Annotated in this window: 22 protein-coding genes, 3 other RNA genes and 1 riboswitch; of the genes, 19 read left to right on the top strand and 6 right to left on the bottom strand. The window is 36.3% G+C overall.

The features are described 5' to 3' along the window. Positions 1-3 precede the first annotated feature (3 nt). From rnpB to Y7E_RS0116965, 7 genes are all read left to right on the top strand, one after another. Positions 4-394, top strand: an RNA gene (gene rnpB, locus Y7E_RS30995) — RNase P RNA component class B. Positions 395-574: 180 nt separating this feature from the next. Continuing rightward, on the top strand, positions 575-1,714 hold the full coding sequence (locus tag Y7E_RS0116990; protein WP_017152472.1) for a THUMP domain-containing class I SAM-dependent RNA methyltransferase: 1,140 nt from the start codon (positions 575-577) through the stop codon (positions 1,712-1,714). Between the two features lie 62 nt (positions 1,715-1,776). After that, positions 1,777-1,962, top strand: coding sequence for a DUF3921 family protein (locus Y7E_RS0116985; RefSeq protein ID WP_017152471.1), 186 nt, complete (start codon positions 1,777-1,779; stop codon positions 1,960-1,962). 134 nt (positions 1,963-2,096) lie between these two features. Then, the gene (locus Y7E_RS0116980; protein WP_017152470.1) at positions 2,097-4,034 is read left to right on the top strand and encodes an ATP-dependent DNA helicase; all 1,938 of its coding nucleotides are present in this window, start codon (positions 2,097-2,099) and stop codon (positions 4,032-4,034) included. A 100-nt stretch (positions 4,035-4,134) separates the two neighbouring features. Continuing rightward, on the top strand, positions 4,135-5,652 hold the full coding sequence (locus Y7E_RS0116975) for a carboxypeptidase M32 (RefSeq protein ID WP_017152469.1): 1,518 nt from the start codon (positions 4,135-4,137) through the stop codon (positions 5,650-5,652). A gap of 85 nt (positions 5,653-5,737) precedes the next feature. Next, positions 5,738-6,214: a GNAT family N-acetyltransferase gene (locus Y7E_RS0116970; RefSeq protein WP_017152468.1), complete on the top strand. Its 477-nt coding sequence runs from the start codon at positions 5,738-5,740 to the stop codon at positions 6,212-6,214. Positions 6,215-6,353: 139 nt separating this feature from the next. Beyond that, positions 6,354-7,166 (top strand): DUF2262 domain-containing protein, encoded by an 813-nt coding sequence (locus Y7E_RS0116965; RefSeq protein WP_017152467.1) that lies wholly within the window; start codon positions 6,354-6,356, stop codon positions 7,164-7,166. 73 nt (positions 7,167-7,239) lie between these two features. On the opposite strand, the gene Y7E_RS0116960 is transcribed toward Y7E_RS0116965, so the two are convergent. Genes Y7E_RS0116960 through Y7E_RS32760 form a run of 3 tightly spaced genes read right to left on the bottom strand, consistent with a single transcriptional unit; the run spans position 7,240 to position 9,535 of the window. Then, complete coding sequence (locus Y7E_RS0116960; RefSeq protein ID WP_017152466.1) at positions 7,240-8,889, bottom strand: b(o/a)3-type cytochrome-c oxidase subunit 1; 1,650 nt, start codon at positions 8,887-8,889, stop codon at positions 7,240-7,242. Next, on the bottom strand, positions 8,886-9,359 hold the full coding sequence (locus Y7E_RS0116955; protein ID WP_017152465.1) for a cytochrome c oxidase subunit II: 474 nt from the start codon (positions 9,357-9,359) through the stop codon (positions 8,886-8,888). Before Y7E_RS0116955 ends, Y7E_RS0116960 begins: the two co-directional genes overlap by 4 nt. Before the next feature lie 29 nt (positions 9,360-9,388). Next, the gene (locus tag Y7E_RS32760) at positions 9,389-9,535 is read right to left on the bottom strand and encodes a hypothetical protein (protein WP_017152464.1); all 147 of its coding nucleotides are present in this window, start codon (positions 9,533-9,535) and stop codon (positions 9,389-9,391) included. 258 nt (positions 9,536-9,793) lie between these two features. On the opposite strand from Y7E_RS32760, the gene Y7E_RS0116945 reads away from it, so the two are divergent. The 3 genes from Y7E_RS0116945 to pbuX all read left to right on the top strand — a co-directional run bounded on the left by Y7E_RS0116945 (position 9,794) and on the right by pbuX (position 12,791). Then, entirely contained in the window at positions 9,794-10,540 is a 747-nt protein-coding gene (locus Y7E_RS0116945; protein WP_017152463.1) for a type I methionyl aminopeptidase, read from the top strand. Between the two features lie 124 nt (positions 10,541-10,664). After that, positions 10,665-10,766, top strand: a riboswitch (purine riboswitch). Positions 10,767-10,872: 106 nt separating this feature from the next. Then, the gene (locus Y7E_RS0116940) at positions 10,873-11,466 is read left to right on the top strand and encodes a xanthine phosphoribosyltransferase (RefSeq protein WP_017152462.1); all 594 of its coding nucleotides are present in this window, start codon (positions 10,873-10,875) and stop codon (positions 11,464-11,466) included. A 2-nt stretch (positions 11,467-11,468) separates the two neighbouring features. Then, the gene (pbuX, locus tag Y7E_RS0116935) at positions 11,469-12,791 is read left to right on the top strand and encodes a xanthine permease PbuX (protein ID WP_017152461.1); all 1,323 of its coding nucleotides are present in this window, start codon (positions 11,469-11,471) and stop codon (positions 12,789-12,791) included. A 17-nt stretch (positions 12,792-12,808) separates the two neighbouring features. Here pbuX and Y7E_RS0116930 read toward each other — a convergent pair whose 3' ends face one another. Further along, entirely contained in the window at positions 12,809-13,975 is a 1,167-nt protein-coding gene (locus Y7E_RS0116930; RefSeq protein WP_017152460.1) for a DUF418 domain-containing protein, read from the bottom strand. Positions 13,976-14,212: 237 nt separating this feature from the next. On the opposite strand from Y7E_RS0116930, the gene Y7E_RS34790 reads away from it, so the two are divergent. Together Y7E_RS34790 and Y7E_RS0116915 are read left to right on the top strand one after the other, a co-directional pair. Then, the gene (locus Y7E_RS34790; RefSeq protein WP_272942958.1) at positions 14,213-14,335 is read left to right on the top strand and encodes a hypothetical protein; all 123 of its coding nucleotides are present in this window, start codon (positions 14,213-14,215) and stop codon (positions 14,333-14,335) included. 129 nt (positions 14,336-14,464) lie between these two features. After that, entirely contained in the window at positions 14,465-18,121 is a 3,657-nt protein-coding gene (locus tag Y7E_RS0116915) for a dynamin family protein (RefSeq protein WP_017152457.1), read from the top strand. 6 nt (positions 18,122-18,127) lie between these two features. Here the strand turns inward: Y7E_RS0116915 and Y7E_RS0116910 are convergent, their stop codons facing one another. Next, positions 18,128-18,382 carry a DUF3931 domain-containing protein gene (locus tag Y7E_RS0116910; protein ID WP_017152456.1) on the bottom strand — a complete coding sequence of 85 codons (255 nt, stop codon included), beginning with the start codon at positions 18,380-18,382 and terminating at the stop codon, positions 18,128-18,130. A 71-nt stretch (positions 18,383-18,453) separates the two neighbouring features. Here Y7E_RS0116910 and Y7E_RS0116905 point away from each other — a divergent pair, with 71 nt between their 5' ends. From Y7E_RS0116905 to ssrS (Y7E_RS30985), 5 genes are all read left to right on the top strand, one after another. After that, positions 18,454-18,909, top strand: coding sequence for a GNAT family N-acetyltransferase (locus tag Y7E_RS0116905; RefSeq protein WP_017152455.1), 456 nt, complete (start codon positions 18,454-18,456; stop codon positions 18,907-18,909). Positions 18,910-18,967: 58 nt separating this feature from the next. After that, positions 18,968-19,240, top strand: a complete 273-nt coding sequence (locus Y7E_RS0116900) for a DUF2533 family protein (protein ID WP_017152454.1) — start codon at positions 18,968-18,970, stop codon at positions 19,238-19,240. A 2-nt stretch (positions 19,241-19,242) separates the two neighbouring features. After that, positions 19,243-20,076 carry a sulfurtransferase gene (locus Y7E_RS0116895; protein WP_017152453.1) on the top strand — a complete coding sequence of 278 codons (834 nt, stop codon included), beginning with the start codon at positions 19,243-19,245 and terminating at the stop codon, positions 20,074-20,076. 115 nt (positions 20,077-20,191) lie between these two features. Beyond that, positions 20,192-20,374: non-coding RNA, 6S RNA (ssrS, locus tag Y7E_RS30990), on the top strand. Positions 20,375-20,395: 21 nt separating this feature from the next. Next, a non-coding RNA gene (gene ssrS / locus Y7E_RS30985) (6S RNA) lies at positions 20,396-20,579 on the top strand. A 301-nt stretch (positions 20,580-20,880) separates the two neighbouring features. On the opposite strand, the gene Y7E_RS0116890 is transcribed toward ssrS (Y7E_RS30985), so the two are convergent. Continuing rightward, complete coding sequence (locus tag Y7E_RS0116890) at positions 20,881-21,330, bottom strand: hypothetical protein (RefSeq protein WP_017152452.1); 450 nt, start codon at positions 21,328-21,330, stop codon at positions 20,881-20,883. 82 nt (positions 21,331-21,412) lie between these two features. Here Y7E_RS0116890 and Y7E_RS0116885 point away from each other — a divergent pair, with 82 nt between their 5' ends. Then, the gene (locus Y7E_RS0116885; protein WP_017152451.1) at positions 21,413-21,724 is read left to right on the top strand and encodes a hypothetical protein; all 312 of its coding nucleotides are present in this window, start codon (positions 21,413-21,415) and stop codon (positions 21,722-21,724) included. Between the two features lie 3 nt (positions 21,725-21,727). Beyond that, positions 21,728-22,954 carry a glutathionylspermidine synthase family protein gene (locus Y7E_RS0116880; protein ID WP_017152450.1) on the top strand — a complete coding sequence of 409 codons (1,227 nt, stop codon included), beginning with the start codon at positions 21,728-21,730 and terminating at the stop codon, positions 22,952-22,954.

Below are 22,954 nucleotides of genomic sequence, written 5' to 3'. Positions count from 1 at the left end.
ATAACGTTTGGGTAATCGCTGCAACGCCAACGTTGTAGAGGAAAGTCCATGCTCGCACGACCTGAGATGGTTGTAGTGTTCGTGCCTAGCCAATTCATAAGCTAGGGTATTCTGGCTGTAAGGCTGGATTAACGGCAGGGAAAAAACCTAAGTCCTTTTGGATATGGTTTGACTACCTTTAAAGTGCCACAGTGACGAAGTCCTTGAAGAAATGATAGGAGTGGAACGAGGTAAACCCCACGAGCGAGAAACCCAAATAATGGTAGGGGAATCTTTTCCAAGGAAATGAACGATGGAAAAGGACGGGCATTTTGCCCTGTAGATAGATGATTACCACCGGAGTACGAGGCGTGGGCCGTTTGCAGTACAAAGGAACAGAACATGGCTTACAGAACGTTATGAACCAATTATGGAATGACTCAGCTCTCCTTTGTAAGAGGAGGGCTTTTTATTTGTATGAAGTTATAACTTGTGAGTTAAAATGGTAAATAAGAAAATTCTTCGTAATATTTAATAACTAATAGAAGGAAAAGCTATTAATTATTGTTTGATTATACATAAGAGGTGAATGCAAATGGGAAAAGTTACTTTAATTGCAACAGCGGCAATGGGAATTGAAGCTTTAGTTGCAAGAGAAGTTCGCGATCTTGGTTATGAATGCCAAGTAGAAAACGGAAAAGTAACGTTTGAAGCGGATGCAAAAGCGATTTGTCGTACCAATTTATGGTTACGTACTGCAGATCGTGTGAAAATTAAAGTTGGCGAATTCAAGGCAACAACATTTGATGAGCTATTTGAAAAGACAAAGGCGTTAAATTGGGGAGATTATATTCCTGAAAATGGTGAGTTTCCTGTTATCGGAAAATCGATAAAGTCGACATTATTTAGTGTTCCAGATTGTCAACGTATTGTAAAAAAGGCTGTTGTTGAAAAATTAAAATCAACGTATAAACGTACAACTTGGTTTGAAGAAAACGGTCCTTTATTCCGCATTGAGATTGCAATGTTAAAAGATATTGCAACATTAACAATTGATGCAAGTGGTGTTGGACTTCATAAACGTGGATACCGCGTCGATCAAGGGGAAGCACCTTTGAAAGAAACACTAGCTGCATCTTTAATTAAACTTACAAATTGGAAGCCAGATCGTCCGTTTGTTGATCCATTTTGTGGTTCGGGAACGATTCCGATTGAAGCGGCACTAATTGGACAAAATATTGCTCCAGGTTTTAACCGTGAGTTTGCATCTGATGACTGGGGCTGGGTTGGTAAGCAAAATTGGAAAGAAGCACGTCAAGAAGTAGAAGATTTAGCGAATTATGATCAACCATTACAAATTATCGGATCAGATATTGACCACCGCATGATAAGAGTTGCGCAAGATAATGCGGATGAAGTTGGACTTGGGGACTTAATTTCATTTAAACAAATGCAAGTAAAAGATTTCACAACAAAAGAGGAATATGGTTATGTTGTAACGAATCCTCCATACGGAGAACGTTTAAGTGAAAAAGCACTTGTTGAAAAGTTATATAAAGAAATGGGAGAAGTGTTCCGTCCATTAGATACGTGGTCTCTGTATTTATTAACTAGCTATGAAGCGTTTGAAAAATGTTATGGAAAAGAAGCATCGAAAAAGCGTAAACTATTTAACGGCTTTATTCGTACAGACTACTACCAATACTTTGGAAAGCGCCCACCACGTAATTCATAGTATAAAACCTCTTTTACGCGCATATACTGGCTATTATGTAATGTGCAAAAGGAGGACTCAATATGGATGGTTTCCAATTGTCAATGATTCAAAAGGCCATTCATCGTACGTATGATGAGCTTGGAAAAGAAATTGATCTTCAAGGTGTAGCGATAGATGAGATTCAAAAGGCACAGGAAGAATATTTATCTGCATTATCACATGAAACATTAATTGATAAGCGTTACTTAAAGTCATTAATAGAGTAAAAAAGTTTTCCTTTATATAAAGGAAAACTTTTTTCGCGCATTTCTATGCATTACAACAGGGGAAAGCAACTGCTATTTAGAAATAGCAGTTGCTATATCTTTTTATAGAAAAACTTTTTGGTTGGAGGCTGAGGATGTTTACTGAGAAGAGATTACCATTTGAAGTAGGGAAACAAGATAATTTTTATGATAAGTTGAATGAGTGGATTGGAGATGTGTTTTACGATATCCTCCCAGAAAAAGGTTTTGAAGAACGTGATGAACAAATTTTTATGGCGTTCCAATTAGAACGAGCGTTTCAAGAGAAGAAAGTTATGTTCGCAGAGGCAGGCGTAGGAACAGGGAAAACGATTGTGTATCTTTTATATGCAATTTGCTACGCACGTTATACCGGAAAACCAGCTATTATTGCTTGTGCAGATGAAACACTAATCGAGCAGCTTGTGAAAGAAGAAGGGGACATTGCTAAATTATCAGAAGCATTAGGGTTATCTGTTGATGTACGTCTAGCGAAATCAATGGATAATTATTTATGTTTACGTAAACTTGAAGACGTAATGAGTGGACGAGCTCCAGAAGTAATTGAAGATTTATATTACGAATTACCTCAATTTGTATTTGATCATGGAACAATGCAAAACTTTACGCATTATGGTGATCGAAAAGAGTTTCCATTATTAAATGATAAAGAATGGTCAAAGGTATCTTGGGATTATTTCCAAGACTGCTTCACATGTGATTCTCGTCACCGTTGTGGTCAAACACTTTCTCGTGAACATTACCGTAAAGCAGCAGACTTAATTATTTGCTCTCAAGATTTTTATATGGATCATATTTGGACATATGATGCTCGTAAACGTGAAGGACAGATGCCACTTTTACCAGAAAGTAGCTGTGTTGTTTTTGATGAAGGTCATCTTGTTGAGTATGCGGCACAAAAAGCGCTAACGTATCGATTAAAGCAAACAATGATGGAACAATTATTAACAAGATTATTACAAAATGATATTCGTGAAGAGTTTGCTCATTTAGTTGAAGAAACGATTTGGCAAACCGAGAGATTCTTTGATGTTCTACAAGAGAATAAAAAAGAAATTGCTGGTTCAGATCGTTTAGAAATTACTGTGACAGAAAAGGTAACTGCTGAGGCGAAACGACTGTATGCGAAAATTGCGGAAGTCGGTGACGCATTAGTATTTGAAAGTGAAATGTATACAGTAAACACATACGATTTAAATATCGTTGACGAGCATTTAGATGTATTGGAACATTCACTTCGTCTTTTCATGCATGAGAAAAATGTAATTACATGGGGAGAAGAAAGTGATGGTGCCTTCACATTAGTTATTATGCCACGTGCAGTAGAAGAGGTATTACAAGAGAAAGTATTCTCGAAAAAAATCCCGTATATTTTCTCTTCTGCTACACTATCTGAAAATGACTCGTTTGCATTTACAGCAAATAGTCTAGGTGTAAAAGATTATTTATCATTCTCAGTAGCTTCTCCATTTGATTATGAAGAGCAAATGAAAGTGTACTTGCCATCGTATAACCAAGAAAATGAATGGGAACGAAAATGTCAGTATACACTTGAGAACATTCAAAAAACAAATGGACGTACGCTTGTATTATTCCGTACAACAGGGGAGCTTGCGGCGTTCAAAGAATATGTGAATAAAGAACAAATGTCTGTTCCGTTTTTATATGAAGGGGACCAAGAGATTAGTCAGCTTGTTTCACGTTTCCAAAATGAAGAAGAGACTGTGCTTTGCGCTGTCCATTTATGGGAAGGTTTAGATATCCCAGGCTCCTCACTGTCACATGTTATTATTTGGTCACTTCCATTCCCTCCAAACGATCCTGTGTTTGAAGCGAAACGTAAACACGTAAATGACCCGTTTTGGGATGTAGATGTGCCGTATATGATTTTACGTCTTCGTCAAGGAATTGGACGCTTAATTCGTACAAGTGAAGATAAAGGTGCTATTTCGTTATTCTTATCAGAAAATGAAAATGAAAAGGTTATAGAAGCTGTAAAGAAAGTACTTCCAGTAGAAGGTAAGGCATTGTAAAAGCTTGGCGTTTGCTAAGCTTTTTTTCTTTCTATTGGAAAAGGAGTTTATATCTTTATGTCGAAATATAGGTGGGGTAGAAAAAGGAGGTTATATGAATATGACAATGGCTACATATAAAGTAGAAAAAGAGTTTTTAGCTCATGTGAAAAAGATAGAAAATTATGGAGAAGCATTGAGCCTTATATTTTGGGATTTACGAACAGGAGCGCCGAAGCGAGGAGTGGATCAACGCTCTGAAGTAATAGGAATGCTTTCATCAGAAGTTTTTTCATTATCGACTTCTGACGAGATGGGAAGATATTTAAAAGAATTAGAACAGTTAATTGCAGATAATAAAATTTCTGAAACAACGAAGAAAATTGTAGAAGAGTGCCGCAAAGAGTATGATCGAAATAAAAAAATTCCACAGGCTGAGTATGAAGAGTTTGTCAAATTACAAGCAAAATCAGAAAGTGTTTGGGGAGAAGCACGTGAAAAATCTGATTTTGAGATGTTCCGACCATACTTAGAAAAAATTGTAGAATATAAGAAGAAATTTATTGCATATTGGGGTTATGACACTTATAAATATAATACGCTTTTAGATCTGTATGAGCCGGGTATCACGGTAGAGGTGTTAGATCATGTATTTGGACAACTACGTGAGCGCATTGTTCCGCTTGTAAAAGAAATTTCGAAGTCCAATAAAGAATTAAAAACAAATGTTTTATTTGAACATTTTTCAAAAGAACAACAAAAGAATTTCACCTTAGAGTTACTAAAACAATTAAATTATAATTTCGAGGCTGGCCGTCTTGATGAAACTATACATCCATTTGAAATTACATTAAATAGAGGGGATGTTCGTATTACAACTCGTTATGATGAGAATGACTTCCGGATGGCAGTTTTCGGAACAATTCATGAATGTGGACATGCTGTATACGAACAAAATATTTCAGAAGAATTAGAAGGAACGCCGCTTTGCAGTGGTACATCGATGGGAATTCATGAATCGCAATCACTATTCTTTGAAAACTTTATTGGACGTAATAAATCATTTTGGAAGAAAAATTATGATGTATTGAAACAATTTAGTAATGGGCAGTTTGAAAACGTGTCTATAGATGAATTTTATGATGCTATTAATGAATCAAAGCCTTCCTTTATACGTATTGAAGCAGACGAACTTACATATCCGCTTCACGTTATGGTCCGTTATGAACTGGAGAAAGAATTGTTTGATGGAACATTGGAAGTGAAAGATTTGCCAACAGCGTGGAATGATAAAATGGAGAGTTATTTAGGTATACGTCCAGAAACGGATGCGCAGGGTGTACTGCAAGATGTACATTGGTCAGATGGGTCGTTTGGCTACTTCCCATCTTATGCACTTGGTTATATGTACGCAGCGCAATTTAAACATAAGATGCTAGAAGAAATTCCAAACTTCGATGCATTGCTTGAAGAAGGAAATGTGATACCAATTCGTGAATGGTTAACAAACAATGTTCATCAATATGGTAAAACGAAAAAGCCATTACAAATCTTAGAAGATGTAACAGGTGAAGGGTTAAATGCGAATTATTTAGCTGATTATTTAGAAGTAAAATATAAAGAGATTTATACATTATAAGAAAGAAAAGGAGCTGCAATATGTGGCTCCTTTTTATCAATAAAAGTTTGACTATATATGCGCTTTGGGTAAGGGGGGAGTAAGGATGAATTATACTTTTGAAGTGATGACACAAGAGCAAGCAGAAGAAATTGCGTATCATTGGCACAATGAGGGGAAGTATTCGTTTTATGATATGGAAGCTGATCAAGAAGATTTAGCGGAGTTTTTAAATCCTACAATACGCGGAGAAACGACTTTTGCTGTTAGTGAGAATAATCAGCTTGTTGGATTTTTTAGTTTTACTAAAGTAGATATTCATACAGTGGATATTGGGCTTGGAATGAAACCAAAACTGACTGGAAATGGCTTAGGATTGGCATTTATAAAGGCAGGTCTAGCTTTTGGTGAAAAGAAGTATCAGCCGAAGTATATAACGTTATCAGTGGCAACGTTTAATGAAAGAGCGATTAAAGTTTATAAGGAGGCAGGGTTTGATGGAGTTGGAACATTTATTCAACGAACAAATGGGAGTCAATTTGAGTTTTTAAAAATGATTTATCCCACTGTTTGTAGGCAATAAAACACCTAACTTGAAAACTGATAAAAGGAAAGAAGTTAGATGGGTACTGGCTAACTGTAAAAGCGTGATTGGTGAAGGGAAATAAAAGGTCCTTTAATCATATTTATACTTAAGCAATATAAAGGGGAGCGAAATTAAAGTGAGCAAGTTAAGTGAAATAAGTAGGTTTGAAAATAGATTTACAGAAGATATTATTGAGGTAACAGCTGTTACAGGGGCATCGGGTGTTGGTGCGGGAAGAGCAGGTGACGCTATTTTGTGGAATGCGTCAATTCCTTTGATTGCATGGAAAGATTTGTGTAAGAATGAAATTATTATAGAAGAAAAGCTCAGACTTGAATGGTTAGCTGATGATGCAGAATTGAGACAGCCAAGAGAAATTTTAAAAGAAAATACAGTTGTAAGGTTGCAGGTACGTAGAGCAGAAAATGCGATGATGCTTGTTAAGGTTTTGGATGAAACATATAGAGATGATGAATTAGAAAAGATATTACAAGAATCAATGAAGCCAATTTATTATCAGGATAAGATATTGGGTGAATTTTTACTTGATAAGAGAGTGGAACTATTTGAAAAGCAAATTTCTTGGGCTGGTGAAGAATGTAGTTTGTATTTTGATTGGAATAAAGACGAACATATTATGACATCGGCCTTAGAAACGGCATATGCACTTTTCAAGGGGCAAGATGAATGGAGCAGAAAAATTAAACTGTATGCAGCAGCAGAGTTAGTGGAGTTAGCAAATGAATGGTTACAGGATGATGATGAGGCAGAGATAGATGAGATTACACAGGAAATGTTCATTGATTTGATGAAGTTAGAAAGCATAAGTGTGTATTCAGACGGTGATTTTACGATATATTTTTCGGATGGAGATATGTTTTGGGGACATTGCATTATTGTAGATGGAAATATTAATGGGACTTTTAATTCGGCTGATATTGCAGGATAAATTTGTTTAGTGCGTGATGAGCTAAAGGATTTTAGCATAATAAAAAGCAGAGGGGCTTCCCTCTACTTTTTATTTACCACAATTTAAAGCCTTTCGAACCAGGTGGGGCATTTTGTATCATATCGATAAAAGGAATTGTATAGGCGAATAAGATAAGTAAAGCTGTAATACCAATCCATAGTTTCCAATTATCAAAAACCATTGGTGTACGCTCAGAGGCATTAGCTACTTCGCCAATTGGAAATTCTGTTTGTCCTTTTGGTGCAAAGAAGACAAGGTCTACATAGATAATGATTGCGATGATAATTCCGACAAATAAAATCGTTCCTCCGACTGCTTGCGCGATTTGATATGGAATCCATTCGAGCGCTTGCTGTGAATTGCCATATGTGGAAAAAGAAGAACGACGAGGTGCTCCGAGTAACCCGGCAAAGTGCATGCCAGCAGACATAAAGAACATGCCAAGCGCCCATATGAAAGTTTGAATTATGGCAAGGCGGTTCATTTCTTTTGTCATGACGCGGCCTGTTAAGTGTGGAATTAACCAATAGGCAATTCCGAAGAATGTTAACACAACAGATGTTGCCAATGTTAAATGGAAATGCCCAGTTACCCATACAGTATTATGAACGACCTGGTTTAGTTGGTTACTTGCATTAACAAGTCCACCAGCACCAGCTGGAATAAACATTAGCATACCGACGAATGGAGCAAAAAATCTAGCATCCCCCCATGGAAGCATACGAAGCCATCCGAATAGTCCAGTAGCTCCTTTTGAACGGCCAAACTGTTCAAAGGTTGCAAATAAAGAGAAGGCAGTCATTAAAGATGGAATAACAACCATAAATGTTAAGACGACTTGTAAGTATTTCCACCCTGGGTCAATACCTGGTTCGGTTAGTTGATGATGAAACCCTACCGGCATAGAAAATAATAAAAATAAGATGAATGATAAACGAGCTAGTGAGTCACTGAAAATTTTTCCTCCAATGATTTTCGGTATAATGACATACCAAGCCATATAAGCAGGGAGGAGCCAAAAATAAACGAGCGGATGACCGAAGTACCAAAATAATGTTCGGCTGACTAAGACATCGATTTTGTCAGTAAGCCCCAAGCTCCACGGGATAAATTGAATAAGTGCTGCAGCTGCAACGCCAAGTGTTGCAACCAGCCATAGTGCCATTGTTACAACAGCCATAAAGCTTAACAGAGGACCTATTTTTCCTTTGTTATGTTTTTTCCATGTACGATACTGGACAAACATTGCAAATCCGCTGAACCAACTCCCAACAATAACAAGGGTAAGTCCAATGTAAAATCCAGGATGTGCTTTTAATGGAGCATAGAACGTATAGAGTACAGTTGCTTTATTGAGTAGAATAAAGATAGCAGTAATTGTTGTTCCAATTGTCATAAGCCAAAAACCAATCCAGCCTGTTTTTCGGACACCTTTTGAGAGGACACCAGTTGTTTTACTCATACAAGCAAATAAGAAACCAATAATAAAGAACGTTGTTAATACAAGTCCGAGTAAAACACCATGTGTTGTTAACACCTGATAATAGCCAATACCAGCAGGTAAATTGAATTTTCCTGAACGAACGAGAACTTGTAGTAATCCGCATAACCCACCTAAAAATAGAGCAATAAATGCGATGTGAATATGAGCCATTGCTAATTTTGCATCTCGTTTACTTATTTTATCTTGGAGTGCAATCATTTTTCGGTCACCTCTACTTTCGCGCTCATCATATGATGGCCAGTACCACAATATTCATTACAGACAATTAAATACTCTCCAGCTTTTTGAAAAACTTGTGAAGCAGTGCTTACATATCCAGGTTCAACCATCATATTGACGTTTGTTCCTGCGATTTCAAAACCGTGTACAACATCTTTTGTCGCAACGACAAAATCTACTTTTGCACCTTTTGGTACTTTAATTGTATTTGGTGTAAAAGAAAAAGCTTGTGAGACAATTGTCACTTGATAATGATTTTTTCCAACTTGTTTAACGCCAGGTTGATCAAATGGTGCGATTGCCTGAACCTTTTCTGGGTCAATTGTCGTTAAACAACTCGGTGGTTTGTTTCCCATATAAAAAGCACTAATTCCTAAAATAGCTAAAAATACGAACAGTGAGCCGACACCGAAAATAAGCCAAATTTTTTCGTATTTATGTAAGTGCATATCCCCATCTCCCTTTTCAGAACTATATATTATAGTCGATTGACAAAAATTTGATAGACGCTAAACCACGTGAAAATAATGAAAAAACCAACAAAAAAAACAGAGATTAAAGTTCCTTTTAACGAACTTTTTTCATTGCTTTCGGTTTCTTGCTGATGTAATTTATGTTCGCCCATAATAACCCTCCTTGGATAAATGAAATCTTACATTTTTATAATACAAAAAATTTAGATAATTTTATCGCATCCGAATATGCTTTCAAAAAGTGTTCATTGATACAATAAAAACTATGTCTATGATGAGAACTTGTAAAATTACGACTTGTTACAAGTTTTGGAATGTGAAATTGTGAAAAAAATGTGAAATGATCGCTGTTTTGAAATTTTTGAGAGAGATGTGTATCATTAAATTTGATATAAACGAGGAGAGATTTCATGATTATGATAAAAAGCAAACGAGAAATAGATTTGATGCGTGAAGCCGGAAAGTTACTAGCTTTGTGTCATCAAGAAATTGAAAAAATGATAAAGCCGGGTATCACTACGCTGGAAATTGATACATTTGTTGAAGCATATTTAGAAAAGCATGGTGCGATACCTGAACAAAAAGGATATAACGATTATCCATATGCAATATGCGCATCAGTGAATGATGAAATGTGTCATGGTTTTCCAACTAATCAACCGTTAAATGAAGGTGATATTGTTACGATTGATATGGTAGTGAACTTAAATGGTGCTCTCTCTGACTCTGCATGGAGTTATAAATTAGGAGATATTTCTCATGAGGCAGAACAATTATTAGTAGTAACGGAAAAGGCTTTGTATAAAGGGATTGAGCAAGCGATAACAGGAAATCATATTGGAGATATTGGGCATGCAATTGAAAGTTATGTAGCTTCTGAAGGATTTTCTGTCGCAAGGGATTTTACGGGGCATGGAATTGGTAAAGTAATCCATGAGGAACCAGCCATTTTTCATTTTGGAAAGCCGGGCCAAGGACCAGAACTACAAGAAGGAATGGTAATAACGATTGAACCGATTGTAAATGGAGGTATGAGATATTCAAAAGTGGATTTAAACGGATGGACTGCAAGAACAATGGATGGAAAGCTGTCAGCGCAATACGAGCATACGATAGCAATTACAAAGGATGGGCCAGTTATTTTAACGAGCCTTTAGTAGAAAAATACAAAATGTAAGAGTTTTCAAAATGCGAACGAAAACGATGTTTTTATGAAATTTGTACGTGTTTTTTCTAGAAATACTTTTCAAAATAAAAAAAGTGCGTTATAATCCTTCTACAAATAAATAGGTTAGCTACACTCATATAATCGCGGGGATATGGCCTGCAAGTTTCTACCGAAGTACCGTAAATACTTTGACTATGAGTGAGGACGAATATATTGCTGGTTTAGCATTCTTTTTTGCGAAACTCCAAAAGCACGTCTCTCACTTGTAACGAGTGGTGGCTGCTTTTGGAGTTTTTTATTTGCATAAGAGGAGGAACAAACATGAAAGTATTACAAGAAAAGATTCTAAATGAAGGAAAGGTTTTATCTGGTGATGTATTAAAGGTAGATGCCTTTTTAAATCATCAAATTGATCCAGTACTTATGCAAGAAATCGGAAAAGAGTTTGCACAGCGTTTTAAAGAAGAGAACATTACAAAAATCGTGACGATTGAATCTTCGGGTATTGCACCAGCAGTTATGGCAGCTTTAGAGCTTGGTGTAAAAGTAATTTTTGCAAGAAAGCGTAAATCGTTAACGTTACAAGATAATATGTATGTAGCGAAAGTATACTCATTTACAAAACAAGAAACGAATGAAATTTCATTATCTAGAAATCATATCCATGAAAACGATCGTGTATTAATTATTGATGACTTTTTAGCAAATGGTCAGGCTGCTTTAGGTTTAATGAGTTTAGTAGAGCAAGCTGGAGCAAGTATTGCAGGAATTGGTATTGTAATTGAAAAAGCATTTCAAGATGGAGGAAAGAAACTACGTGAGAGCGGTGTTCGTGTAGAATCACTTGCAGAAATTGCATCACTTGATAACGGTATTGTTACATTTGTTCAGCATGAGACTGCGGAGGTGAAATAGTCATGAAGCAACACCCATTTAAAATCGCATCTCTTGGCGTGCAGCATATGCTTGCGATGTATGCAGGAGCAATAATTGTTCCGCTTATCGTTGGCGGGGGACTTGGCTTAAATCAACGAGAATTAACATACTTAGTATCCATCGATTTATTAATGTGTGGTGTCGCGACGATTTTACAAGCTTTATCGAATCGCTTTTTTGGAATTGGTCTTCCCGTTGTACTCGGTTGTACGTTTACAGCAGTTGGACCGATGATTGCCATCGGTAAACAGTACGGTGTTTCTTCCATATATGGAGCAATTATTGCTGCAGGACTGTTCGTTGTTATTTTTGCGAAACTATTTGGAAGGCTTGTGAAACTATTCCCGCCTGTTGTAACGGGTTCTGTTGTTACAGTTATTGGCGTTACATTAGTTCCGGCAGCAATAAATGATATGGCTGGGGGCGCAGGGAGTAAAGATTTTGGTAGTCTTGAAAACTTAGCGTTAGCATTTGGCGTATTATTATTTATTATAATTATGTATCGTTTCTTTGATGGTTTTATCCGTTCTATTTCTATTTTACTTGGTCTATTATTTGGTACAATTATGGCAGCATTTATGGGGAAAGTGAGCTTGCAAGCTGTTGGGGAAGCGGATTGGTTCCATGGGATTCAGCCGTTTTACTTCGGTACACCAACATTTGAGTTAACGCCGGTTATTACAATGATTCTTGTTGCTTGTGTTGGAATTGTGGAAGCGACTGGTGTGTATTTTGCCTTATCTGATATTTGTAATAAAAAGATTGGTGAAAAAGAGTTAACAAAAGGTTACCGTGCCGAAGGATTAGCGATGATCTTAGGCGGGATTTTTAATGCATTTCCATATACGACGTATTCTCAAAACGTAGGTCTTATTCAATTAACAGGTGTACGAAATCGTGTGATCATTTATACGTGTGGTGGTATGTTAATCGTACTTGGTTTTATTCCTAAAATTGCTGCTATCACAACGATTATTCCAAAGCCAGTACTTGGCGGTGCCATGTTAGCAATGTTTGGGATGGTTATGGCATATGGTATTAAAATGTTAAGCAGTGTAGACTTTGCAAAACAAGAAAATTTATTAATCGTAGCATGTTCTGTTGGAATCGGTCTTGGTGTAACAGTCGTTCCAACATTATTCTCTCAGCTTCCAGAAAGCATTCGTATTTTAACAGATAACGGAATTGTGCTTGGAAGTGCGTCAGCGGTGCTCCTGAATATCGTATTTAATATGGTGCCGCAGCGCAAAACGAAAACAAAAGAAGAACAGGTTCCAATGCAAAGTGTTGCATCGGAAGCGTAAGTAGAAAAGCAAGGTTCTCATTGAGAGACCTTGCTTTTCTTTTTTAATGGCATCAATTTTCCATACGTACCTAGGCGCCAAATATATTCAAGTGGACCGTATTGATAATGAGAAAGCCACCAGCGGCTAATAAAGATTTGTAGTGTATAAAAGCCGATGCAAAACAGTGGACCTACCCATAACGGTACTGGTAAGAAATTTTTGAAAAATAGACCAAATACGACCAGTGTGATAATTGTGTGTGAAATGTAATTTGTTAGAGCCATACGTCCTACAAATTGGAATGGCCGTAATATTTTTTGCCATCTTTCTTTCTGTAACAAACGCATGAGGGTGAAAATGTAAAAGATAAATAAAGTTTTACCACTAAACATTGTAAAACCACTCATATAGATTGGCTCATAAGGTTGTTTTGTTACAAAGTAACGAATCATAAAGAACCATATTGGAAGTGTTAAGATAAACATAATAATTTGCCATTTTTTTAGTTTTGCATCTAATTCTTTTGTACGGCGGAAAATGTCTTTTTTGCCAGCATACAAGCCGAGTAAGAACAATCCAACTGTTTCTGGGAGCATTGAAATGTTTAACCAAACTGATTCAGAATAAAAGGCATGAAAGCGATCTTGCACTTGTAATCCCCAGTTTTCCAACGGCATAATGGGTAGGGATGATATTAATTCTTCTATTGGTACAAAAGCAATTATGACACTGCTTAATAATATGAAAAGTTGGAAAAGAACTAATAGAATTAATGAACATACTAAAATGGTGTGAGTTTGTCTTTTATAAAATAACAATAAGAAAAATCCTGCGATTGCATAACTATGTAAAATATCCCCATCCCACAAAAGGACGTAATGCAAGAAGCCGAATAACAATAAAATAAGTAGGCGACGAACAAATAATGTTTTTGGATGATCTGTTTTCGCCTCAGCACGCTGCATGAAAATGAAAAAGCCTAATCCAAACAAAAATGAAAAAATAGTATAAAATTTTGTTTGAATAAACATGTCATAAAATAGACGAATATAACTATCTATTCCTTCATAGCTTCCTGTAATGTCGCGAGAATCAACACCAGCAATAATGGGCCAGTTAACAAGAAAAATACCGAATACAGCAATTCCCCTAATAATATCAATAGACTGAATCCTCTCGCCTTGTGAAATGTTTTGTGTCATTGGTTTCCTCCTTTAAGTAAATATCTTTTATTATACAGTAATGTAAAGAAAAGGAGATAAGGGTATTTCCAATTTTTGAAACTGTTAAGATGTTTGTTATGAGATATAATAAGGATGCACAGCAAGTTTTTCACTCCTTTAAAACAGGTAGTAAAGAAGCTCTTTATTTTCAAGGAGCTTCTTTTTTAGAAATTAATATTGATAATGATTCTCTTTAATGATAAAATATATGCAAAAGTGATAATCATTATCAAAAAGGTTGGTGTGATAAATATGGTATATGCATTAGTTGCAGGAACGGTTGCTGTGTATGCTCTCGTTACAAAATATGTGTTAAATGGAGTCGAAGCAACAAAATGAACAAACTTACATAGAATCCCTTTCATCTGTCAAAAGAATGAAAGGGATTTTTTATTTTTAATGAGAATATCCTGAAAATTTAGTATGATAATAGGGTATATACATCTTGGAATAAAGGGGAACAAGGGGATGACAAACATAGTACAGACAAACAGTATGAAAAAACTTGTTTGTTTTTATGAAGAATGGCAGAAGCATGGTGACGTGGAGAATAGTTTGAAGTTGTTTGAAGTGATTCAAAAATATAAGAAAGAACAGCTTATGATTGCTTTTTGTGGTCACTTTTCTGCTGGGAAATCGACAATGATGAATCACTTATATAAAGCACAATTATTACCAACAAGTCCGATTCCGACAAGCGCGAACGTTGTTAAAATTGAAAAGGGCCCGGACCGTGTTGTTGTGACGGTGAAATCTGGAGAGCAGTATGAGTATGATGGTACATACTCAGCTGAAGAATTGAAGCTGCTTTGTAAAAATGGTGATGAAATAATCGGCGTTCATATTTATCGAAATGATGCGCCAATTCCTGGTGACGTTATGCTCGTTGATACACCTGGAATTGATTCAACAGATGATGCGCATCAATTAGCGACAGAATCAACACTCCATCTTGCAGATGTTATTTTTTATATGATGGATTATAATCACGTTCAATCAGAAGTAAACTTGCAATTTGTGAAAGAATTAAAACAGCGTAATAAAACGGTTTATCTTGTTGTCAATCAAATTGATAAGCATAAAGAAAATGAGCTATCATTTGAAGATTATAGGAAAAGTGTGAGTCAATCTTTTTCTAACTGGGATATTGAAGTAGACGGCATTTTTTATACTTCGTTACGAATGATGAACCATCCGCATAATGAAATCCAAAGATTAGAGAAATTGCTTTCTTCTATTATGAAAGAGCGTGAGCAGTATGTGGAAAATGGTATGGAAAGAGAGACAGAATATTTATTACAAGAGCATTTTTCATTCGTTCTTTCAGAAAATGAAAAACAATTAATGCCTTATCAAAAAGAATTAGCATCACCGTTATCGCTTGCAGACGTAGTTGAAAAAAAGGAAGAGCTGATTGGAAATAAACAACGTGTGGCTAATAAAGAATCCGATGTGAGAAATGAGTTTATAAAAGGTTTGCAAGCGATATTAGATAATGCTTACTTAATGCCGTTTGAAATGAGAGAGCTAGCAAATCAATATTTAGAAACAAAATTAACGAAATTTAAAGTTGGTTTGTTATTTGCAAAAGGAAAAACAGAGCAAGAAAAACAGCGGCGTTTAGATGCATTTTATTCAGCGCTAGGGAAGACTGTTGAAACGCAGCTTGATTTTCATGTGAAAGAGTTTATTGTGGCTTTCTTAAAAGATAAAGGGATGTTTACAGAAGAAGTCGGAAAAGACATATACGCACTGCAAATTTCTTTTGGTCCTGAATTATTAGCAGAATCCATTAAACAAGGGGCAGGATTTACAGGAGATTATTTGCTCCTTTATACAGCGGATGTTGCGAATGAGCTGAAGAAACGATACTTTATGAGAGCGCAGCAAATTTTTGAGAAAAGTACGAGCGTTTTAAAGAAAAAGGTGCAGAAAGAGATTGCTCATATCGACCAAGAAATTGAGCAATACACTGTTTTACAAACAGCGAAAGAAACGAAATTACAATATATTGAGGCGTATGATAAATACGAGAATTATTTACAAGGTATTTGGGGTGATCATGTACCTGTACCAGATGGATTACAAGTAGAAAAAGTGTTACAAGGTAAGAAGCAGGTTGTAAATGAAAAGTTTACATTACAAGAACAAGAGATACAAAGCGATAGTATTCCTTATAATGAAGAAAATATAAAAACAACAGCAACATTAAATATGTATCGTATATTAGAACAAGTAAAAGGTGCGGAAAAGATATTAGAACCTCTTCCTACACTTAAACATTTGCATCAAGAAGTTGTAGGAAAAAGAAAGCGTGTTGAAACGAAGCAATTTACAGTAGCTTTATTTGGAGCTTTTAGTGCAGGTAAATCATCATTTGCAAATGCATTGCTTGGCGAAAATGTGCTCCCAGTATCACCAAATCCAACAACGGCGACGATTAATCAGATTTTACCGATTACAGAAGAAAAACCTCACGGTACAGTAGTTGTTCAGTTTAAATCAAAGCAAGCGCTATTAGAAGATATGAAAGCAGTTTATAAATTGTTTCATTATGAAATAGAGACATTTGAAGAAGCATTATCACAAATAGATACGATTCTGCAATATCCATCACCAAGTGGAAAACAGAAAACAACATTTAGTTTTTTACGCGCGGTACAGAGAGGGTATCAGGCAGTCGCAAATCATTTGGGAGAGCAAGTGCAAGTTACGTTAGAAGAATTCTCTGATTATGTAGCGAATGAAGAGAAATCATGTTTTGTTGAATATATGGAATTGTACTATGATTGTGCTCTAACAAGACAAGGAGTCGCTCTTGTTGATACACCGGGAGCAGATTCTATTAATGCTCGTCATACGGACGTTGCATTCCAATATATTAAAAATGCGGATGCAATTTTATTCGTAACGTATTACAACCATGTTTTTTCAAGAGCAGATCGGGAGTTTTTAATTCAGCTTGGCCGCGTGAAAGATACATTTGCGCTTGATAAAATGTTCTTCTTAATTAATGCGGCAGACTTAGCACAGTCCGAGGATGAGCTTGAAATGGTAAAAGGATATATTGCAGACCAGCTCCTGCAATACGGTATCCGAAATCCACGTCTCTTTGCAATTTCAAGTTTATGTGCACTTGAGGAGAAACAAGGAAAGAGTATAGCAAAAGAAAAGTATGGTATCTTGCAAAATTCGGGGATTGCAAAGTTTGAGGAATCATTTACATCCTTTATGATGCGCGATTTAATGCTCGTATCTGTTCATTCTTTATATAGCGCACTGCAAAGCGCAGATAAGCTTCTTACAAATATGATACAAGGAGCGAAGCAAGGGAATGATGAAAAAGAAAAGCAAATAAAAAAATATGAAGCAGAACGTGAGCAGCTACTTCATATTATTTCATCATATAGTGTACTTGCAGAAGAGCAAGCGATGCAAAATGAAGTGAAAGAACTGTTGTATTATGTAGAGCAACGTTTATTTTTACGTTATAACGATGTGTTTACTGAATTTATTAATCCAGCATCCCTTCGAACAGATGGAAATGTAAAAATGAAATTGCAAGAATGTCTCATGGAACTTGTAGCTTTCATTCAGCACGATTTATTACAAGAAATGCGAGCAACGTCACTGCGTCTTGAAAAATGGATCGATGAAGCGATGCAAAGAGCAAGGGATGAAATTACAGTAAAATGTAAGTTGGAAAATGAATCTATTTCTATGAATGGGACAGCTGATTATGAATACCAGGTTATTACGCATAAAGAGCCGTTTCCTTCTATAGAAATAAAGCATTTTAAAAAGGCATTGTCTCATTTTAAAAATGAGAAAAGCTTTTTTGAAAAAAATGATAAAGCAGCAATGCAGGAAGATACGAAGGAATCACTCGAGCCTTTCGTATCTCAATATGTAGCTGATGAAGAAAAGTTATTTATTCATCATTATAAAGAAGAATGGGAAGTAAAATGGGACTTGTTCCGAACAGTGATGCAGCAAGATATTGGGCAGTATTATGAAAGTGTCTTATTCGCTTTAGCAGAAACAATTGATGTGTCGCTATATGAACAAAGTAAGGAACAATTACAGAAACAGTTGGCAGCAATCGAACAAGAAATTCATATTTGATAATCTCTATGAAAAAAAGATTCGTTCAATTTTCTTTTGCAGTACAGCATCCAGTGATTTTACAAATCCTGCAAATTCATCTGTCGAAATCATATGAGTCAGAACTAACCGTCTGCCATCTGGTGTTTCACCGCATAAGACGAACGAGGAAAATTCGTATGTTTTTCCTTCTACAACTAATTTTGGATAGGAATATGTTCCATTTTTCTTTTTCTTTCCATCAATCGAGATGACGTTGCACTTTTTCTCATTGTTGTCCATGGTGAATCCCTCCTTTGTATTACTTATGGTAGACAAGGAGGGTTTAGAACAAGAGAGAAAGGGGAAATTTTATGGGAATTATAATAGAGCGTATTTCACAAGATAAGGCGCCGATGTCATTATTGTTGCTTGCTGATCCAAGTGAACGTCAAATCAATTCATATTTACGTCGTGGTCATACCTATGCTGCGAAAAAGGAAGAAAACGTAATAGGAGTGTATGTATTACTTGAGACAAGACCGCAGACAATGGAAATTATGAATCTTGCTGTTTTAGAAGAGCTGCAAGGAAAAGGAATCGGCAAACAGTTGTTACAACATGCAATTCAAACCGCGAAGGAATATCATATGCATACACTTGAAATAGGGACAGGAAATTCTAGTGTTTCACAGCTTGCATTGTATCAAAAATGTGGTTTTCGTATTTTTTCTATTGATTTTGATTACTTTTCGAAGCATTATGAAGAAGAGATTATTGAAAATGGAATTGTATGTCGTGATATGGTTCGGCTTACAATGGGAATCTAATCATTTTCTTATGAGGCTACTTGGCAAGAAAGTATAAATTATTTAGGGGGAAGAGAAGATGGAAGTACATAAAGCAATTACAGCACATTCTCGTAAACAAAATGAAATTGTGACAACATTTTTACAGTTAGAAGCGCAGCGTGAAGCAGCAATTGAAGCGGCAGTAGCACTTGCAGCAAATGGAAAACATTTCTCAGTAGATGCAATTAACATGGTAACGAAGCAAATCAATGATCTTGCTAAGCGGGGGGTTGCACCGCAGCGTAAAATTGTAACAGAAGATATGGTTATGGAGTATGTAGGTCGTCTGCAAGAGAAAGAAGGTCGTTAAGTATGATTGTTACAGTCGAATGGTTACGTGATCACATAGAAGATGAACATGTCCGCATCATCGATTGTCGTTTTGACTTAGCTAATCCAAATTGGGGAAGAGAACAGTATGAAAAAGACCATATTCCTCATGCGCTATATTTTGATTTGAATCTGGATTTATCAAGTCCTGTTACGGAGCATGGTGGCCGTCATCCACTTCCAAACCTTGAGAATTTTACTGAAATGCTTTCTCAAGCTGGTATTGATGAAAATACGACTGTAGTTGCATATGACAGTCAAGCTGGTGCAATGGCTTCGCGTCTATGGTGGCTACTAACATATGTAGGACATCAAAAAGTATGTGTATTAAATGGTGGATTTCCTGCTTGGAAAGAACAAAATTTATCTACAACAGCGGAAATTCCAACAATTGAAAGAAAAAAATTCATACCCAATATACAAGACCACATGCTTGTAACGATGGAAGGTGTGAAAGAAAGAATTCGTACAAATGCAGATATTACGTTAATTGATTCGAGAGAGCCGAAGCGTTATGCTGGCGTCGAAGAACTTGTTGATCCTCAGGCTGGTCACATTCCAACGGCAGAAAACTATTTCTGGAAAGATGGAATCACAGCGGTAGGTCAGTTCAAAGGTAAAGAGGAACAAGAGGAACGTTTCCGTCTCCTTAATAAAGAGAAAGAAACAATCGTCTATTGCGGATCTGGTGTAACAGCATGTCCGAATGTATTAGCGTTACAAACAGCTGGTTTTCGTAACGTGAAGTTATATGCTGGGAGCTGGAGTGATTGGATTTCTTATCCAGAAAACCAAATTGCAAAAGAAGGACATTAACCTCTTGCATGCAAAAATATTTTGTATTAAAATAAGGTCACAAGCAAGAAATTGCTTCAAAACATTACATTTTACACATTGCATGCAATGTGATAAGATAACGACAAGTAAATAAAACATCCTGCGGTGTACGTAACTTATTTATGTCTAAAACCGATGTTAGTTATACGGAAGCTCAACATTTAGCGACCATCATCAAGCCTTCCTTGTGGAGGAAGATGTACGGTAGCTGTGAGGGCATCCACCTGCGAGTAGCGGGTTTTTGGACATTTACGAGGGACGGCACGTGCGGGGGTCTTATTTCAACTAACATTATATAAAATTCCTACGGTGTACGTAGCTTATGTATGTCTTAAACCAATGAGTATAATACGGAAGTTCAATATCTAAATGTAAACAGCATGCCATCTTTTTAAGAAGGAAACTGAAAGCATTTATGAGAACATCCACCTGTGAGAGCAGGTTTATGGACATCTAGAGAGAACGGCATGTGTGGGGCTATATAAAAACCTTACGTTTTATACGTAAGGTTTTTTTGTTGTAGGCCCCTTTTTTCGGTACGCTAGAAATAATGAGAATTTCATTGTGTGGAAAGCATAAAAATATTAGAAATCAAATGAAACTCCCATTATTGGGAGTTTCATTTGAGTGTTACCCCGCTATTTGCGGACAGTAAGACTCCCACCTCAAAATTCTGCAAAAAACAAAGAAGTTAGGTGGGAGATTAACTGTCCGTAAAAGCCTGATTCGTTTAACTAATAATCAGTGGGGGATGAAGAAAACCCCCACTGATTAAAGTTCACTTTATCTGTGTTCACCTGTAAATTTTCCATAATAAACATAGCACTTTCGGTCTTCATCAATCTCTCTGGAATCTAAGGTGAATTCCATGAATGTTCCGTCTTTTTGAACGTACAAAATATCTGAATGGAGATACGTTAAAATCTCGTCATGGTTCCATACATCTTTATTTTCTATTAAAATAGAATTTGCTCCTTGGAGTTCTCTAATCTCAAAACCTATATGGGAATATATAGGTTCTGAAGGATCATCGAAGAACGTTTCTTTTTTGACGTATAATACTGCTGTTCCATCAGGGTCCATCGCGGTCGCTGTTACGACATATGTATCCCCTTCTTTAATAAAGTACTCACAAGTCATCCTTGCGACGGCTTCAGACACAGAAATATCGGCATAGTTCCATAGGGCGGGATATTGTTTCGTTTTATCATTGAGTCGATATTCTAACCGCAATTGTAATCCCTCTTTCTTTTTCTTCTACTTTATCATGAATTCTTTTATAATAAAAATATAATATATAAAGGGGCGTTGGAAAGTGACAAAAACCAAATGGTTAGTAACAGGTGTTCTTACATCTTTAGTGGCTGGTACTTTATCTGGCTGTACAGAAGATCTTCCTCCAAAACCAAAAGATAAGAGTTGTTCTGATTGGGATTGGGATGATGAACTTGGCGTGTGGCGATGCGATGACAGCCATTCAAGTTATCATGGTAGTTATTATTACGGTGGTAGATACTATCAAAATAAATCAACCTTCAAAAGTTCTTCTGAATTTAAGTCATATCAAGCTTCTTCTAATTTTAAAGGGGGAATTGGAAGCGGTTCAAAGGGTGGATTCGGAGGTTAAATTATGTCACTTTACATAAAGAAACGAAGTGAATTTTATTCAAGGTTCCCTCACTTTTGGTCCGACTTATACGGGAGTGAGTATAGCCTTTTTCATATCTTTGAAATAACAGAACAAACAATCCAAGATTTGCAGTTAGCAACAAAACGAATGGGAAAAGTATTTTTTAAGACTGCTAGGCTTCTTCGGACTTTATCTGACGCTCAGCTTCTTGAATTTGGTTTTCCATCTTCAAGTCTGCCTTTTATTAGAATGAAATCTCTGTTTCCTGAATCTGTTATTTCACGATTTGATTTTGCGATTACAGATAGTGGCGTCAAAATGCTTGAGTTTAATAGTGATACTCCGACTTTTATCATGGAATGCTTTCAAATGAATGGGGAGATTTGCGAAGAATTAGATTATCAGGATCCAAATGAGAATCAGGAATGTCTTCTCTCTTCTGGTATTACAAAAGCTGTGGTGGAAGCTGGTAAAGGAATAGAAAGACCAAACGTTGTCTTTACAGCCCATCCTGAACATAAAGAAGATTGGAATACGACTCGGTATTTGAGCCAGCTATGTCAAGTTAGCAACAAAGTGGTGTCAATGTCAGAACTCAGAATAACTGAAGATGCTTTACTTGATGCAGATGGTGTGCCAATTGATGTTTTGTATCGCCAGACATATCCTATTGAATACTTAGTTAAGGACCGGGATCCTAATACTGGAGATCTTGTAGGGATCGAATTACTACAACTTGTAAAGGAAGAAAAGCTTTTTATTATAAATCCGATTTCATCTTTTCTACTGCAGCCGAAATCGGTTCAATGTCTCATTTGGGGATTAGCAGAGGAAGGTGCTTTTTATACAAATGAGGAACACCAATGGATTAAACAATACATGCTTCCTACTTACTTAGAAGCAGATTTGTTTTTAGGAAAAAGTTCTTTTGTTCAAAAACCGTCGTTCGGTAGAGAAGGTGACACGATTACAATTCGTGATAAAGACACTAATATTGTTAATCAAAATTCATATGAAACGTATAAGAAAGAGCTTCCTGTATTTCAGAAATATATAAAGCTTCCAGTCGTTTCTCTTGAGACTGAAAAGGGGAATGAGGAGCTGTCATATGTGTTTGGATCATTTTTAATTGCTGGGAAGCCAAGTAGTATTGGTATACGTGCTGGTGAAAAAATTACAGGGAATGAATCTTATTATTTGCCTGTAGGAATTAAAAAGGGGGATTAG

The organism is Bacillus bingmayongensis (genome assembly GCF_000299035.1).
GTDB classification, from domain to species: domain Bacteria; phylum Bacillota; class Bacilli; order Bacillales; family Bacillaceae_G; genus Bacillus_A; species Bacillus_A bingmayongensis.
The sequence above is the reverse complement of the archived record's forward strand: the minus strand, read 5'-3'. Positions and strand labels throughout refer to the sequence as shown.

Bases quoted from the DNA above. Each gene is read 5' to 3' on its own strand.
- Y7E_RS0116980 (WP_017152470.1), top strand. From the start codon at position 2,097: ATGTTTACTGAGAAGAGATTACCATTTGAAGTAGGGAAACAAGATAAT.
- Y7E_RS0116930 (WP_017152460.1), bottom strand. From the start codon at position 13,975: ATGACACAAAACATTTCACAAGGCGAGAGGATTCAGTCTATTGATATT.
- Y7E_RS32760 (WP_017152464.1), bottom strand. From the start codon at position 9,535: ATGGGCGAACATAAATTACATCAGCAAGAAACCGAAAGCAATGAAAAA.
- Y7E_RS0116905 (WP_017152455.1), top strand. From the start codon at position 18,454: ATGGGAATTATAATAGAGCGTATTTCACAAGATAAGGCGCCGATGTCA.
- Y7E_RS0116985 (WP_017152471.1), top strand. From the start codon at position 1,777: ATGGATGGTTTCCAATTGTCAATGATTCAAAAGGCCATTCATCGTACG.
- Y7E_RS0116940 (WP_017152462.1), top strand. From the start codon at position 10,873: ATGAAAGTATTACAAGAAAAGATTCTAAATGAAGGAAAGGTTTTATCT.
- Y7E_RS0116955 (WP_017152465.1), bottom strand. From the start codon at position 9,359: ATGCACTTACATAAATACGAAAAAATTTGGCTTATTTTCGGTGTCGGC.
- Y7E_RS0116895 (WP_017152453.1), top strand. From the start codon at position 19,243: ATGATTGTTACAGTCGAATGGTTACGTGATCACATAGAAGATGAACAT.
- Y7E_RS0116880 (WP_017152450.1), top strand. From the start codon at position 21,728: ATGTCACTTTACATAAAGAAACGAAGTGAATTTTATTCAAGGTTCCCT.
- Y7E_RS0116915 (WP_017152457.1), top strand. From the start codon at position 14,465: ATGACAAACATAGTACAGACAAACAGTATGAAAAAACTTGTTTGTTTT.
- Y7E_RS0116960 (WP_017152466.1), bottom strand. From the start codon at position 8,889: ATGATTGCACTCCAAGATAAAATAAGTAAACGAGATGCAAAATTAGCA.
- Y7E_RS0116970 (WP_017152468.1), top strand. From the start codon at position 5,738: ATGAATTATACTTTTGAAGTGATGACACAAGAGCAAGCAGAAGAAATT.
- Y7E_RS0116910 (WP_017152456.1), bottom strand. From the start codon at position 18,382: ATGGACAACAATGAGAAAAAGTGCAACGTCATCTCGATTGATGGAAAG.
- Y7E_RS0116945 (WP_017152463.1), top strand. From the start codon at position 9,794: ATGATTATGATAAAAAGCAAACGAGAAATAGATTTGATGCGTGAAGCC.
- Y7E_RS0116990 (WP_017152472.1), top strand. From the start codon at position 575: ATGGGAAAAGTTACTTTAATTGCAACAGCGGCAATGGGAATTGAAGCT.
- Y7E_RS0116900 (WP_017152454.1), top strand. From the start codon at position 18,968: ATGGAAGTACATAAAGCAATTACAGCACATTCTCGTAAACAAAATGAA.
- pbuX (WP_017152461.1), top strand. From the start codon at position 11,469: ATGAAGCAACACCCATTTAAAATCGCATCTCTTGGCGTGCAGCATATG.
- Y7E_RS0116975 (WP_017152469.1), top strand. From the start codon at position 4,135: ATGACAATGGCTACATATAAAGTAGAAAAAGAGTTTTTAGCTCATGTG.